The organism is Cutibacterium sp. LaCa_255 (assembly GCF_057458005.1).
In genome coordinates this window covers 2,421,687-2,435,101 of record NZ_CP190956.1, presented here as the reverse complement: position 1 = coordinate 2,435,101, position 13,415 = coordinate 2,421,687, and the positions used below count along the sequence as shown (strand labels likewise).

Sequence of the window (13,415 nt, the reverse complement as noted above, 5' to 3'; positions counted from 1 at the left end):
CGCGAGTACCTGTTAGTCCTCCTCAGGGCGAGCGAAGAACACTCCCTCCGCTGTGGTACGTATGACCCGCGCCGCCCGCACGAAATCCGGATACGAATCATATATGTCTCGCCGCGCATAGTTCACCGCTGACACAAGAGCATCGTCGTCAATCATCGGCTCCGCTTTCGCGTTCCCGCAGTTGACATACTCAGGCGAAAAAATGCGACAGGACATCTCCGCCATCACCATGGCCACATCCTCATCATTCTCATCCACATTGGCCGGTGATCTCCCCATTGCCAGAAAGCGAAACGAATTCTTTCGCCTCGCATAATCATCCGCGTTGACGTCCACGCGCAGATGACCTTGCGGGGCCCAGATAGAGGCGGTTCCTCCGTCGGCCACGAGACTTCGGGCCAACTCGCGCTCGGTCACCACTGGTGTGGCCAAAGCCGCCCGTTTCGAGTCTTCGGTAAATTGCCATTCGCTCAACTCGGGATAAAGACCACCCACCTGGTTACACCACTCAACCACGCGCGCAGCAACATCCTCCATCCCCGAAGAAGACGGCCGCCAAGCACACTCCAGTGACCACATCACACATCATCTCCTGTTCAAGACAACGAGATTATCGAATACAAGGACATGACTGATCTTAATCTTCACAGGAACTAACCGACGCACCGCCTCAGCAGCCGTCAGCCCGGCCTACGATCTGCAGCTCATAGGCATGAGAATCCGCCGATCGATATAGCGATTGCAATGGTGGACAACGCCCGCAGTACTGGGTACTGGGCGGACATACTCGATCAAGTCGCGCCCAGGAGTTGAGCCCTCACATTGTTCCCAGGAGGCAGTATGACGGCTCAACTACGCAAGGTCCATCTCATCGTCGGGCTTGGAACTCCTTGTACGGCAGAGCACGTGTCCATCCGTGATTGGCGCCAGACGTCCAGGCGATCCAAGGGCCGATGACGGGCGATAACAAAAAGCGTCGGCGGCCCAGCTGGCCGCCGACGCCGAGTAGCGTGAGGTGCGTCGCTCAGGCGCCGCCGCCAGCAGTGAAGATGTCGCGAGAGATCTTCTCCAACTGGGCACGCAACTCCTCGAGTTCCTGCTGGGCCTTGTCAAGGGCGGACTTGGTCTGCGGCCACGTCTCTGAGCGGACATGTGCCTTTTATTCGGTAGTTTCGTTGTTGTGAACAGGAGATGATGTGTGATGTGGTCATTGAGGTGTGGTTGGCGGCCGTCTTCGTGGGAGATGGAGGATGTTGCTGCGCGTGTGGTTGCCTGGTGTAGCCAGGTGGGTGGTCTTTATCCTGAGTTGAGTGAATGGCGATTTGCCGCAGGTTCGAAGCGGGCGGCGTTGGCCACACCAGTGGTGACCGAGCACGAGTTGGTCCGACGTCTCGTGGCCGACGGGGGCTTCGCCTCTATCTGGGCCCCGCAGGGTCATCTGCGCGTGGACGTCAACGCGGATGATTATGCGAGGCGAAAGAATTTGTTTCGCTTTGTGGCAATGGGGAGCTTACCGGGTGCCGTGGACGAGGATGATGAGGATGTGGCCATGATGATGGCGGAGATGGCCTGTCGTATTTTTTCGCCTGAGTATGTCAACTGCGGGAAAGAGGAATTGGAGTTGATGCTTGACGGCCGTGCTCTTGTGTCAGCGGTGAACTATGCGCGGCGCGGCAGATATGATTCGTATCCGGATTTTGTGCGGGCGGCGCGGGTCATACGTACCACAGCGGAGGGAGTGTTCTTCGCTCGCCCCGACAACGACTAACGGTCTATGAATCGCCCCGGGATGTCCGGAGATTCTGAGCTTTGAGAAGGTTGGAGTCATGGCAGGCAATACGAACGAGCGCTATCCCGCTGAGCTGAGGGCCCGGGCGGTGCAGATATATTACGAGACCTGCCCGAACTATGACAGAGATTGGCCGCCCGTGTGTCTCGGTGGCGCCGGACCGGTTGTGGGTTGGCTGGCCGGGACCGAGTTGATCAAAACCCGGGGCAGTCCAATGCGTGTGGAGGTGGTTCATTCGTCCCGCCGTTCGATCCCACCCAGGAACGGACTCAATAATGACTGTTGGGGAGTTTTGTACTCCTGCCCGTGGCGCGATCGGATTGAGGCTTAGACTGAGCATCAACACAATGTCAGCGTCTGGACGAATTACCGCTCAGACAAGTTTGGGAAAGGATGGATTGTCGTGGCATTCAATTTGAAGAGTCGTCATTTGTTGTCGCTGGCACATCACAGCACCGAAGAGATCGAATTCCTTGTCCGACTCGCTGCGCAGCTCAAAGAGGCCAAATACTCCGGGACCGAGCAGCCCATGCTCGAGGGGAAGAACATCGCTTTGATCTTCGAGAAGGCGTCGACGCGGACTCGGTGTGCGTTCGAGGTGGCGGCCCATGATCAGGGTGCGCATGTGACGTACCTCGGCCCGAGCGGATCCCACATCGGTCACAAGGAGTCCATGAAGGACACTGCCCGAGTGCTGGGACGCATGTATGACGGCATCGAGTACCGCGGATTCCACCAATCCGTCGTGGAGGAGTTGGCCGAGTACGCTGGCGTCCCCGTCTTCAACGGCCTGACCGACGAGTTCCACCCCACTCAGATGCTCGCCGACGCCCTGACCATGCTGGAGCACGCTCACAAGCCCTTCCATCAGATCAAGTTCGCCTACGTCGGTGACGGCCGCAACAACATGGGCCGTTCCCTTTTGTTGCTGGGCGCCAAGCTCGGCATGGACGTCAGGATCGGAGCCCCGGAGGGTCTGCAGCCTGACTCGGAACTCGTCGAGCAGTGCCAGGAGTGGGCTGAGGAGTCCGGTGGCAAGGTGCTCGTCACGGCATCTGCTGAGGAAGCCGTCCGTGACGTGGACTTTATTCACACCGATGTGTGGGTGTCGATGGGCGAGCCGGTGGAGAGTTGGGGGGAGAGGGTTGACACCCTCATGCCGTTCCAGATCAACGATGACCTCGTCGCGGCTGCCAACAACCCACGCGTCAAGGTCATGCACTGTCTGCCGGCATTCCACAACAGTGAGACGACGGTGGGTGCCGAGATCGCTGAGACCTACCCGCAGCTGGCCAATGGCATCGAGGTCACCGAGTCGGTCTTCGAGTCCCCGGCATGCATCGCCTTCGACCAGGCCGAGAACCGCATGCACACCATCAAGGCGGTCATGGTCGCGTCGCTGGCCTGACGGTAGTGACTGGAGGAAAATCAATGAGGATTTTGGTTGCATTGGGCGGTAACGCTCTGCTGCGACGCGGTCAACCGATGACGGCGGAGAACCAGCGTGCCAATGTGAGGATCGCGGCCGAGCGGATCAAGGAGGTCGCCGTCGACCATCAAGTCGTCGTGGCCCACGGCAATGGTCCGCAGGTGGGTCTGCTGGCCTTGCAGTCGACGGCGTACGAGGAAGTCGGCATCTATCCGCTGGATGTGCTGGGGGCTGAGTCTCAGGCCATGATCGGCTACATGATCGAGCAGGAGCTGGGTAATGTCATGCCCAAGGAGCAACAGATCGTCACTATGATCACGATGACGGTCGTTGACGCCGATGATCCTGCATTCGACAATCCCACCAAGCCGATCGGCCCGGTCTACGATCGGGAGACCGCGGAGAGGTTGGCTGCTGAGAAGGGGTGGTCCATCGCCGCTGACGGTGAGTATTTCCGCCGGGTGGTGGCCTCCCCGCAGCCGCGCAACATTGTCGAGCAGAAGGCCATCCGTCAGCTGGTCGATTCCGGTGTCCTCGTCGTGTGTGCTGGTGGCGGTGGCATTCCCTGCGTCTTCGACAATGAGGGCAGCCTTCACGGTGTTGAGGCTGTTATCGACAAGGACTTGGCTTCGGCTGAGTTGGCGGTACGGGCGGAGGCTGATCTTCTCGTCATCGCCACGGACGTTGACGGCGTCTACGAGAATTGGGGCACTCCCGACCAGAAGTTCATCAAGGAGATGCGCGCCGAGGATGCCCTCAACGCGGAGTTTGCGGCAGGTTCCATGGGTCCGAAGGTTCGGGCAGCCTGCAACTTCGCCCTGGCGACCGGAAAACGTGCCGTCATTGGTTCCCTCGAGGACATTCGCGGTCTCGTTGGCGGCACCTGTGGCACGGCGATCGTTTCTGATTCACCCGGAGACGTCGAGCTTGACTGAGTAGTTCACGCACGAGTGCCGCAGCCTTGGTTGGCTGCGGCACTCGTGGCAGCTATGGGCGTTCCTCGATGGTTCGGGCATCGACGAGGTTGAGCCCCATGATCTTTCCGACCAGGCCACGCGCAGTGAACAACACCGAGATGAGTTCGACGAGCAGGACGATGGTTCCGATGCTTGCCAAGATGCTGAATCTGGTGTCGGCGAGGTGAGAGCACATGAGGGCCATACCGATGACGAGGCTATGACGTCGGCCTGCGGGTAGTCCACGGGGTGTGGTCCAGGCCAGGTGGGCCGTCCCCATCCCGGGAGAGACGCCGAGGCGTCCAGCCATGGCAATGATGACGTAGACGAGGTTGAGAGCCGCGAGAAGCGGTGTCCCGCAGGTTTCCATGGCGTCTTCGGCGGCAGTCTTGTTCTCGGGGTTGTTGTAGAGCAGGACCATGCCGATCGCGGCTGTGATGCCCATGGCTGCGATGTCGATGAGGACGACCCACCAGACGTCAATGAGGAGGGCGAGGAACCGCCGTCCTTTGGTGACTGCGCGCGACTTGTCGGCTTGCTTCTCCATCTTCTCGGGGGTTTGCGAGAAGTGTGGGGCAAAAGTCGTGGTGAGGACGCCGAAGATGCCGCCAAGGGTGTTGGTGATGAGGTCGTTGATGTCAGCGACGCGGTATTGGCAGTTGGATATGAACCAGTTTCCGGTGTACTGGGTGAGCTCGATGACTAGGGAGGTTCCGAAGCCGAACAGCACCGCGTTCCAGGGGCGCATCCGGAGCAGTCGGACTGCGTAGAAGCCCAGTGGAACGAAGAGGGCGACGTTGAGCACCATTTGCATCATCGAGGAGCTGGTGAGCACCTCCATGACGGGTGCACCGGCGAAGTGGTGGGCCATGTCACGGAAGTACTCGGTGGGATCGAGGATGAAGTGACGCGGATGGGATGCGCAGTATTCATCGGACAGTGGCGGCACTGGGAAGATCGTGTAGGCGATGAGCGCGCTGACATACACGAAGTTGGTGAAGATCAGCACCATCCGTCCGAGAGAGGGTGCGCCGAAGCGCCTGAACTGGTGGATGAGCACGGGGACGAACGCGACGACGCTGATGCCTACGCCAATGAGCACCGAGATGAGTGATTTTTCGAGCATGGGGCCTTCCGATGATGAGCGATGGTCAATATTGCAGGTCGAGGTGTCGTCGCGCATCCTCCTGCGGGACGAAAACCGAGTCCGACATGGGTTATGGCCTAAGGCTCGAGTTGATGAGGCTGATATGGTAATGAGAACCAGTCTCAGAAATACTCGAGTACGACGAACAGGAAGATTATGAAGGTCAGGAACTCCTTGCGAGCCCTCAAGAATCAGCCCGGCTCCCAGGTGGTGCGCCGCCGTGGCCGCGTTTATGTCATCAACAAGAAGACCCCGCGGATGAAGGCTCGTCAGGGCTGAAACGGTGCAGGTACCTCGGCGACGGCCGGGAACGAGCGATCGCCCGTCCACTTCGGATGGGCGATCGCTGTGTCACGACGTCACCACCCGCGTGTCTCGACGGCGCTGGCGTCGACGAGATCAAGATGCATGCTCTTGGCGATGATGCCCCGCTCGTCCCACAGCACCGAGACGGCCTCAACAAACAGGATGAGGCCGCCGATCGACGCGAACATGCCGACCGATGTCTTGCCGAGCACCGACAGGACGAAGGCCGCACCGATGGCGAGGGTGTGAAGTCGTCCAGACGGGCGCCCATCCTCGTCAACCCACGCGAGATGCATGGAGTCGGTTCCCGGTGAGAAACCGAAGCGTCCTACCAACGAGACGATGGCGTAACCGAAGCTGATGGCCAGAAGGAGCGCGGTGCCGATCGGCGTGGTGGCCGACTCGATGGCAGGCTTGTGAGCGATATCCTTGAGTTCGTACACCGTGGTGCCGCCCACGAACAGGCCCCACCCGAGCCCGTTGAGGGCGCCCACGCACAGCGCATCGATGAGCAGGGCGCAGAATCGCCGCCCCCGTGTTGCCGGCCTGGACTCACCTGCGCTCCCTGTGAGGCTTAACGACTTGCGCTCCTTGCGAGTTTTGATGATGAGGGTAGGGATAAGGAGGACCACGAGAATGGCGATGGCAATGAGACCAAGCATGAGCTGTTGGTGGGTCATGATGTCCTTCCTTGTCATGGGGGCGATGACCGGTATGGCATCCACCCTGCCAAAGGTGCGGGTCATCAGACATCGTGCTGTGGTACCAAAAGCGAGTGGTACACGGGTTTGACTGTATCGGTGCCAGGAGACACAACGATCGCCCATCCTTTCCGGATAGGCGATCGTGGCTGTGATGCAGGATTACTGAGACCTCAGTCGTCGTCATTGGCCTCTTTGGCAGCCTCGACGACAGCCTCCTCGGTGACATCGGGGTGCTCCAAGCGCCACTGAGCCTGCCAGGCCGCGCCGATGATGCCAGCCCGGTTGAACAGCTGGGCCGGGACGATCGGGGTCTCCAACTTGAGGTACTTGAAGAACTTCTCGTGATCTTTGGAAACGCCACCTCCGACGACGAAGAGGTCGGGGGAGAAGAGCATCTCGACGACCTCGTAGTAACGCTGCAGGCGCTTGGTCGCCCAATCCTTGTAGGACATCTTCTTGCGGTCCTTGACCGAGGAGGCGGCGCGCTTCTCGGCGTCATGGCCGTCGATCTCGAGATGGCCGAGCTCGGTGTTCGGCAGCAGGATGCCATTGTTGATGACAGCAGACCCGATGCCAGTGCCCAGGGTGGTGAGGATGACGACGCCCGGGACACCCTTGGCTGCACCGTAGTGGACCTCACCCAGGCCAGCGGCGTCTGCGTCGTTGAGGACGGTCACGGGGCGGCCGAGGGCATCACTGATGTAGTCCTCGGCGTGCAGGCCGGCCCACCCCTGGTCGAGGTTGGCGATGAAGGGGATGACGCCGTGGCGTGCCGGGGCGGGGAAGGAGATGCCAACCGGTCCGTCGCCAATGGTGGGGGCGAAGTTGTCGACGATCTCGCGCAGCACGGCGACGACGTTCTTCGGGGACGACTTACCAGGGGTGGGGATGCGAAGTCGCGGTTCGGCAAAGTCTCCGATGTCGAGGTCAACCGGGGCTCCCTTGATCCCGGAGCCGCCGACGTCAATTCCCAGCACGTTGCTCATGGTGGACAAGCGTAATAGGTGGTGTTGGCGATCGTTTCGGCTCGGGTCAGCTCAGTGCCGGTAACTCCTGTCTGGTGGCCACCCCGGTTGCCGGATGCTCCGTCGGTGACAGCTCCCGGGCCCGGGCAGCACGGGTACGGTCCATCTGGCCAATGGCGAAGGTTCGCGCAGCAGTGGCGTCGAGGTTGGAACACGACACCGTCACCGGGCCCGATGATGTGTCCACGTAGAAATCAGCCAGTCCGAGCCGACGCTGCAGTGGGCCCTGTGTCAGCCGCACCGACTGCGATCGGGCGTGCGGGACGACGCTCAGGGTGCGGTTGAACAGCCCCTTCCGTGTCACGACGACCTCCTCGTCGAACCCCCATGCGATGACCGTCTGGTCGAACCAGCGGAACCACCGGGCACGTTTCGGGATTCCGTTGAGATGCACCGAGTCCAGTCGGAACCCGGGCCACAACGCGTCGAGGGCGGCGCGGACCTGCTCGTCGTCACCAATGGGCAGCAGAACTGTTGACTGTTCGACATCCGACAGTCCGGCCCCGCCGAGCACCGTCATCGTGATACGGGAGACTCCCAACGGACGCCACAGCAGGGGCGTGGACACCTCCACTGCCTGCACCCTGCGTACCGGAACAGTGCGCGTCGTCAGGCTGGTGAGACCGTGAACCGCCTTGAGGGCACCTCCTGACCTCAGCAGGGAGAATTTCCACGCGGCGTCTAGCTGTTTCCACACCACACCGATCATCGTCAGCAAGAGGGCGAGGATGGCGGCAACACCAAGCGGCTGGTCGTTGGCGACGCTGATGACGATCGACACGATCAGGGCCAGCAGCTGGATGAGGAAGGTCATCGACAGGAACCCGGCGACGAGGGCTCGCTTGGCCGTGACACTGACGATCTCGTGCTCATCGCGGCGTCGATCCCACCACTGAGAGCCGACGCCGTCGCCCGCTCTGCCAGCATGGGACTGGGCAGCGTCATGATGGGCCCGAGAAATGAGCAGGTCGCGCAGTTCGTAGGCCTCGTGACGCTTCAGGAACTCGATCTTCTTGGAGCTGGACGCCCCGACGTCAATGTTGAGGCTTGCCAGGCCGACAATCCGGGCGGCGAAGGGCTGGACGACGTCGACCCCTTGGATCTTGGACAAGGCCAGCCGGTCAGATTCGTGGGTGATGAAGCGGTGCTCGATGCGCACCTCCTCCTCGTCGATATGGAATCTCGTGGTCGCCCACACGAAGGCGCCGACAACGATCTGCAGGATGGCCACGATGACGACGATGCTGCCGCCGATTCCGAGGTCGCGGAGGGACAATGACATCAAGTCCTTGCCGTCCTCGAGCAACTGCTTGAGCAGGATGAAGGCCGCGGCAGCAATGACCATCCAGCCGCGCACCAACGGGGTCGCCCAGTGGGGGCGCCTCTCCACGGCCTCCGCGGAGGCAGGTTGCTCGGCCACCGGGGCGGAGGGAATGACGATGCCGGTTCGGCCCTCCTCACGGGGCTGCTCCTCCGGGGTCACAGGGCCGCGTCCTTCTCCTCAGCCACTTCCGTGATCCGTTCACGCAGGGCTTTGGCCTCCTCGGCAGGCAGACCGTCAATGGAGGCGTTGGTCGCCATGGCAGCGGTGACGAGTTCCACGGATGCCACACCCCAGTGCCGATCGAAGGGGCCAGCGTTGATCTCGACGGCTTGCATTCGACCGTAGGGGACGATGACCAAGTTGCGGAACCACGGCCCGGAACGGATGCACAGGTCGCTTCCGCGTTCGCACCAGCCCATGGCTGCGACGACGGCTGGCATCCGCGAGAATCGCCATCCGGTGAAGGCCAGGCCGACGACCGCCGCGATGACACCGGCCCACCAGGTGACGAAGATCCCCAGCACGACGGCGAGGGCGACCGTCAGGATGCCCCAGGTCAGACAGACCATGAGCCTCTTGACGGTCACGAATTTCGGGGAGACCGGATGCCATTCGCCTCCGGGAGGGCTGAAGAGTTCGTCCACGTCATAGGACCCTAACAAGGGATGATGTCAGCCCCAAAGCATATTTTGGGGCTGACATCGTCCGCGTGCATGCCATGGCGACTTCATGCACGCTCACCATCGGGGTGACGAATACCCCACGAACGAGGACTCGTCGAAGATCGGGGTCCGCTCCCGATCTCACCGACCACCGGTGGCGTGGGCATTGACCTCGTAGGAGGTGTTGGTGGCCTCGAAGAAATTGACCAGCTGGAGGGTGTCATTGGCCGTGGCCATCCATTTCGCCGGGTTGGCGACGCGGTACTCCGGCTCGAAACCGAGCTCCTCCAGACGACGATCTGCCAGGTACTTGACGTAGTCATTGACGTAATCAGCATTCATTCCGAGGATGCCGCGGGGGAGCATGTCGCGGTTGTACTGCTCCTCCATGGACACCCCCTCGACGATCATGTCGTGGATCTCGGTCGCGAACTCCTCGGTGGCGACCTCCGGGTTCTCCTCCAACACCGTCAGGATGAGGTTCATGCCGAATTTCAGGTGGAGGGACTCGTCGCGGACCACCCAGTCGATGAGGGAGCCGAAATTGCGCAGCAGGTTTCGCTGCCGGAAGGACAGCGCGACCATGAACCCGGAGTAGAACCAGATGCCTTCGAGAATGATGTTGTAAGCCACCAGGTTGCGCACGAAGTCCTGCTTGCCCTCGACAGTGGTGATGTCGAGGGTCTGCTCGGTCATCTGCTTGATGAAGGCCACCTCGAAGGACTCCTTGCGGGCCATCGACGGGACGTGGACGTGGGAGCGGTAGGCCTCGTCGCGGTCGATCGGGAAGGTCTCGAGGACATACTCGAATGCCATGCAGTGGTTGGCCTCCTCCCACATCTGCTTGGCCAGGTAGAGGTGGCACTCGGCCGCATTGACGTAGGGGTAGACCCCGAAGGCCAACGCCTTGTTGACCAGCAGCTCGTTGGGGTTGAAGTAGCTCATGAGGTGGGTTAAGGCATGGTGCTCATCAGGAGTCATCCGGCTGAAGTCGGCGAGGTCCTCATCGAGCTGGATCTCGTTGGGGAACCACGTGTTCGCCACGGCCTGGTTGTAGAGGTCGTAGGCCCACGGGTAGATGACGGGCTTGAGCAGCAGCCCTTTGTGGATTCCGGATCCAAGGATCATGGTGTTCTCGCTTTCAGTGGGGGGAACGGTCGTCGGTCACTGGCAGGACTCGCACTGCAGGCGTTCCTGGGGGTCCACCGGGCAGGAGGTGCCGTCGACGAGATCGAGGGCCATGACGGGTTCGGCGTCGAGTGCCTCGGTCAGGGGCTTTTCAATGGTCGTGGTGCTGGTGTCACGTCGTGCTGCGGTGGCGAATCCACGACGAGGACCGTTGCGATGTCCGGCAGCCTTGTTGACCGCCACCGTTGACTGCTCGGCGGTGTGACGGGGCAGCATGTGGAGGTAGTAGGTCGTCTTGACGCCCATCCGCCATGCTGCGGTGTAGAGGTCCTCCATGTCACCGACCGACCGGGAGGCCAGGTAGATGTTGCGGCTGATGGCCTGGTCCACCCACTTCTGCGCCCTGGCGGCCACGTTGAGGTAGGCCATTGGATCCAGGGTGAAGGAGGTGCGGTACAGACGTCGCAGAGATGCCGGGATGGCCTCGATCTCGCTGGGATCCCCCTGACGGCGCAGCAATTCCTCGCGCACCTTCTCCCACAGCCCGAGGTCCTTGAGGTCGGCCACCAGGTTGCGGTTGACCTCGAGGAACTTCCCGGCCGAGGTGGCTCGGGAGAACATCTGGGAGAACTGCGGGTCCAGACCCGGCGTCGTGCCAGCGACCAGGCCGATCGACGCGGTCGGGGCGATGGCCATCAGAGTGGCGTTGCGCATTCCGCGACTCACCTTGGTACGCAGCCCGTCCCAGTCCATCCTCGTCACCCGGTCGACATCAACGGGAATGCCACGGTCGCGCTCCAGGAGAGCCAGGGTGTCGACCGGGACCATCCCCTTCGACCAGCCGGATCCTGCGAACATCGGGTACGAGCCACGCTCGGTGGCCAGATCAGCGGAGGTGTCGATGGCGTGCCAGCTGATGAATTCAATGACCCGGTCGACGATCTCGCAGGCCTCGGGGGAGTCGTAAGGAATCCGCACCTGCTCGAGCATGTCCGTCAGCCCCATGACGCCCAGGCCGATGGCCCGGTTCTCCACGTTGGATCGCTCGGCCTGAGGCACCGCCGAAGCGGTGATGTCGACGAGGTTGTCGAGGTGGCGCACCGCCAGCCGAGTGGTGGCGGCCAGTTGGTTCCAGTCGATGCGACGTTTCCCGCGCGGCCCGACGAGGTGTCCGGCGAGGTTGACCGAAGCCAGGTTGCACACCGAGGTGTGGTCGCGGTCCTGGGGCAGGCAGATCTCGGTGCACAGATTCGAGGAGTGGATCGTCCCGGTGTTGCTGTTCAACGCGCGGGTATTGACGCTGTCCTTCCACGTCAACCACGGGTGGGATGTCGTCTGCAGGCTCACCAGGATGGCTCGGAACTGTTCGCGGGCCGTGGTGCGGTGGAAACGCTTGATGTGGCCGGCCTCGGCCTCGGCGATGTAGTGGGCGTAACGCTTCGAGAAGGCCGACCCGGTGAGCTCGGTGAGATCGGGGGTCTCGGCGGGGTCGAAGAGGTACCAGTCCTCGTCCTTGGCGACGCGTTTCATGAACTCGTCGGAGATCCACACCGCGGTGTCGGCGGTGCGGGTCCGCCGGTACGGGTCACCGGAGTTCTGCCGCAGATCGAGGAACTGCGGGAAGTCCATGTGCCAGTTCTCCATGTAGAAGCACAGTGCGCCGAGCTTTTTGCCTCCGCGGGAGACGGCCCGCAGCGTCGAGTCGATGGTGTGCATGAAGGGGATCGGACCGGTCGACGCAGTGTTGTCGGAGCGAATAGGTGACCCCTCGCAGCGCAGGTCGGACATCGACAGCCCGATGCCGCCGGTGCCCTTGGTGATCCACATGACGTCACGGATCGTCCGGGCGATGTGCTCCAAATCGTCCTCGGTGCGCATGACAAAGCAGTTGGACAGCTGACCAGCCGGGGTGCCCGCGTTGACAAGGGTGGATCCAGCCGCGAGATGACGCAGGTTACTCATCGAGTCGTAGAGGGCGAGGGCAGAGGAGGTGGGATCGTCCTCGGTGAGGCTGAGCCCCATCGCCACGCGCATCCAGAAGTACTGCGGTACTTCCAACGCTCGCTGGTCGGGGGTACGCAACAGGTAACGGTTGACCATGGTGCGCACGCCGGTGAAGCCGATGAGGTCGTCACGGATGGGATCAAGGGCCGTGGCGAGGGCGTCGAGGTCGAAGAGCCGCCCCAGTCGCTCGTCGAGGTGGCCGTCGGCGACGAGTTTGTCGATCGTGCGCGGGAAGCAGGCATGATGGAGGTCTCGCACCCGCTCTGGGCCGGCGTCACCGAGACCGTCGTGGGTGTCGTCGAACACCTCCTTGTACAGCTTCTTGACGGCGATTCGGCTAGCAATGGTGTCGAAGGCGGGGTCGTCCTTGGCATTGCCCAGAGCCACCTGGATGACGGCCTCGTCCAGGGCGTCGGTGGTGATCCCGTCGAACAGGGTGATCTCCACCTCGGCCTGCAGCAGGGTTGCCCGGGCAACGGCGTCGTCGAGCCCACGGGCTGAGTCAATGATGGATGCAGCGACTTCGTTGCCGTCGTAGGGGGCCAGGGATCCGTCGCGCTTGCGGACGCGGATGGTCGAGATGGGGTCGGCGCTCATTGCAATTCCTCCGTGCGATGCCGTAGGCACGCGATCGGGCGGAATGCGGCGGGGACACTGGTCCCCATGAACGCTGCGACACTTCCCGCGAGATCGCGAACCGGGCCCCGCGGTTGCGGGACCACACCTGGCAGGTCTTCGGACTCACGAGCACTTGTTGCCTACTGGCCGTCGCTTCCCATGCCGAAGCACAGTGCATGATGACGGCGGTCGTTCTCGTACACCGCTGCGGGGCAGCTCCGGATTCTCACCGGATTCCCTCTTGGCCCGTGCGAACACGGGAACCATGTGCACTCGCCACTATATGAACGCTGATCAATAAGAGTCAACACAAGATGTAGGGG

At 61.9% G+C, this 13,415-nt stretch carries 12 protein-coding genes, 2 pseudogenes and 1 riboswitch; of the genes and pseudogenes, 4 read left to right on the top strand and 10 right to left on the bottom strand.

What is annotated here, in order from left to right; translation table 11 throughout:
* Positions 1-12: 12 nt before the first annotated feature.
* Positions 13-537: a hypothetical protein gene (locus ACP8ML_RS11095; RefSeq protein ID WP_249361332.1), complete on the bottom strand. Its 525-nt coding sequence runs from the start codon at positions 535-537 to the stop codon at positions 13-15.
* 748 nt (positions 538-1,285) lie between these two features.
* Between ACP8ML_RS11095 and ACP8ML_RS11090 the strand changes: the two genes are divergently transcribed.
* The 3 genes from ACP8ML_RS11090 (at position 1,286) to arcC (ending at position 4,153) form a co-directional block, all read left to right on the top strand.
* Positions 1,286-1,768, top strand: coding sequence for a hypothetical protein (locus ACP8ML_RS11090; protein ID WP_249361331.1), 483 nt, complete (start codon positions 1,286-1,288; stop codon positions 1,766-1,768).
* Between the two features lie 424 nt (positions 1,769-2,192).
* Entirely contained in the window at positions 2,193-3,197 is a 1,005-nt protein-coding gene (locus ACP8ML_RS11085) for an ornithine carbamoyltransferase (protein ID WP_117189735.1), read from the top strand.
* Between the two features lie 23 nt (positions 3,198-3,220).
* Complete coding sequence (gene arcC, locus ACP8ML_RS11080; RefSeq protein WP_065673398.1) at positions 3,221-4,153, top strand: carbamate kinase; 933 nt, start codon at positions 3,221-3,223, stop codon at positions 4,151-4,153.
* Between the two features lie 52 nt (positions 4,154-4,205).
* Here the strand turns inward: arcC and ACP8ML_RS11075 are convergent, their stop codons facing one another.
* Entirely contained in the window at positions 4,206-5,300 is a 1,095-nt protein-coding gene (locus tag ACP8ML_RS11075; RefSeq protein ID WP_065673416.1) for a VanZ family protein, read from the bottom strand.
* Positions 5,301-5,477: 177 nt separating this feature from the next.
* Here ACP8ML_RS11075 and ykgO point away from each other — a divergent pair, with 177 nt between their 5' ends.
* Positions 5,478-5,600 carry a type B 50S ribosomal protein L36 gene (ykgO, locus tag ACP8ML_RS11070; RefSeq protein WP_065673399.1) on the top strand — a complete coding sequence of 41 codons (123 nt, stop codon included), beginning with the start codon at positions 5,478-5,480 and terminating at the stop codon, positions 5,598-5,600.
* An 80-nt stretch (positions 5,601-5,680) separates the two neighbouring features.
* On the opposite strand, the gene ACP8ML_RS11065 is transcribed toward ykgO, so the two are convergent.
* The 8 genes and pseudogenes from ACP8ML_RS11065 to ACP8ML_RS11030 all read right to left on the bottom strand — a co-directional run bounded on the left by ACP8ML_RS11065 (position 5,681) and on the right by ACP8ML_RS11030 (position 13,071).
* Complete coding sequence (locus tag ACP8ML_RS11065) at positions 5,681-6,307, bottom strand: RDD family protein (RefSeq protein ID WP_117189756.1); 627 nt, start codon at positions 6,305-6,307, stop codon at positions 5,681-5,683.
* A gap of 194 nt (positions 6,308-6,501) precedes the next feature.
* On the bottom strand, positions 6,502-7,317 hold the full coding sequence (gene ppgK, locus ACP8ML_RS11060) for a polyphosphate--glucose phosphotransferase (protein ID WP_117189734.1): 816 nt from the start codon (positions 7,315-7,317) through the stop codon (positions 6,502-6,504).
* A 46-nt stretch (positions 7,318-7,363) separates the two neighbouring features.
* A complete protein-coding gene (locus tag ACP8ML_RS11055; RefSeq protein WP_249361336.1) occupies positions 7,364-7,660 on the bottom strand; it encodes a PH domain-containing protein in 297 nt (98 codons plus the stop codon).
* Between the two features lie 39 nt (positions 7,661-7,699).
* A pseudogene (locus ACP8ML_RS11050) lies at positions 7,700-8,065 on the bottom strand (PH domain-containing protein); the annotation flags it as partial.
* A 264-nt stretch (positions 8,066-8,329) separates the two neighbouring features.
* A pseudogene (locus tag ACP8ML_RS11045) lies at positions 8,330-8,638 on the bottom strand (PH domain-containing protein); the annotation flags it as partial.
* A 197-nt stretch (positions 8,639-8,835) separates the two neighbouring features.
* Entirely contained in the window at positions 8,836-9,099 is a 264-nt protein-coding gene (locus ACP8ML_RS11040; RefSeq protein WP_249361335.1) for a PH domain-containing protein, read from the bottom strand.
* Positions 9,100-9,483: 384 nt separating this feature from the next.
* Entirely contained in the window at positions 9,484-10,470 is a 987-nt protein-coding gene (locus tag ACP8ML_RS11035) for a ribonucleotide-diphosphate reductase subunit beta (RefSeq protein WP_117189732.1), read from the bottom strand.
* A 36-nt stretch (positions 10,471-10,506) separates the two neighbouring features.
* On the bottom strand, positions 10,507-13,071 hold the full coding sequence (locus ACP8ML_RS11030) for a ribonucleoside-diphosphate reductase subunit alpha (protein WP_117189731.1): 2,565 nt from the start codon (positions 13,069-13,071) through the stop codon (positions 10,507-10,509).
* Positions 13,072-13,183: 112 nt separating this feature from the next.
* Positions 13,184-13,375, bottom strand: a riboswitch (cobalamin riboswitch).
* Between the last annotated feature and the right edge of the window lie 40 nt (positions 13,376-13,415).

Coding starts and splice junctions, on each gene's coding strand:
- ACP8ML_RS11065 (WP_117189756.1), bottom strand. CDS start 6,307: ATGACCCACCAACAGCTCATGCTTGGTCTCATTGCCATCGCCATTCTC.
- ACP8ML_RS11075 (WP_065673416.1), bottom strand. CDS start 5,300: ATGCTCGAAAAATCACTCATCTCGGTGCTCATTGGCGTAGGCATCAGC.
- ACP8ML_RS11035 (WP_117189732.1), bottom strand. CDS start 10,470: ATGATCCTTGGATCCGGAATCCACAAAGGGCTGCTGCTCAAGCCCGTC.
- ppgK (WP_117189734.1), bottom strand. CDS start 7,317: ATGAGCAACGTGCTGGGAATTGACGTCGGCGGCTCCGGGATCAAGGGA.
- ykgO (WP_065673399.1), top strand. CDS start 5,478: ATGAAGGTCAGGAACTCCTTGCGAGCCCTCAAGAATCAGCCCGGCTCC.
- ACP8ML_RS11040 (WP_249361335.1), bottom strand. CDS start 9,099: ATGGGCTGGTGCGAACGCGGAAGCGACCTGTGCATCCGTTCCGGGCCG.
- ACP8ML_RS11095 (WP_249361332.1), bottom strand. CDS start 537: ATGGAGGATGTTGCTGCGCGCGTGGTTGAGTGGTGTAACCAGGTGGGT.
- arcC (WP_065673398.1), top strand. CDS start 3,221: ATGAGGATTTTGGTTGCATTGGGCGGTAACGCTCTGCTGCGACGCGGT.
- ACP8ML_RS11030 (WP_117189731.1), bottom strand. CDS start 13,071: ATGAGCGCCGACCCCATCTCGACCATCCGCGTCCGCAAGCGCGACGGA.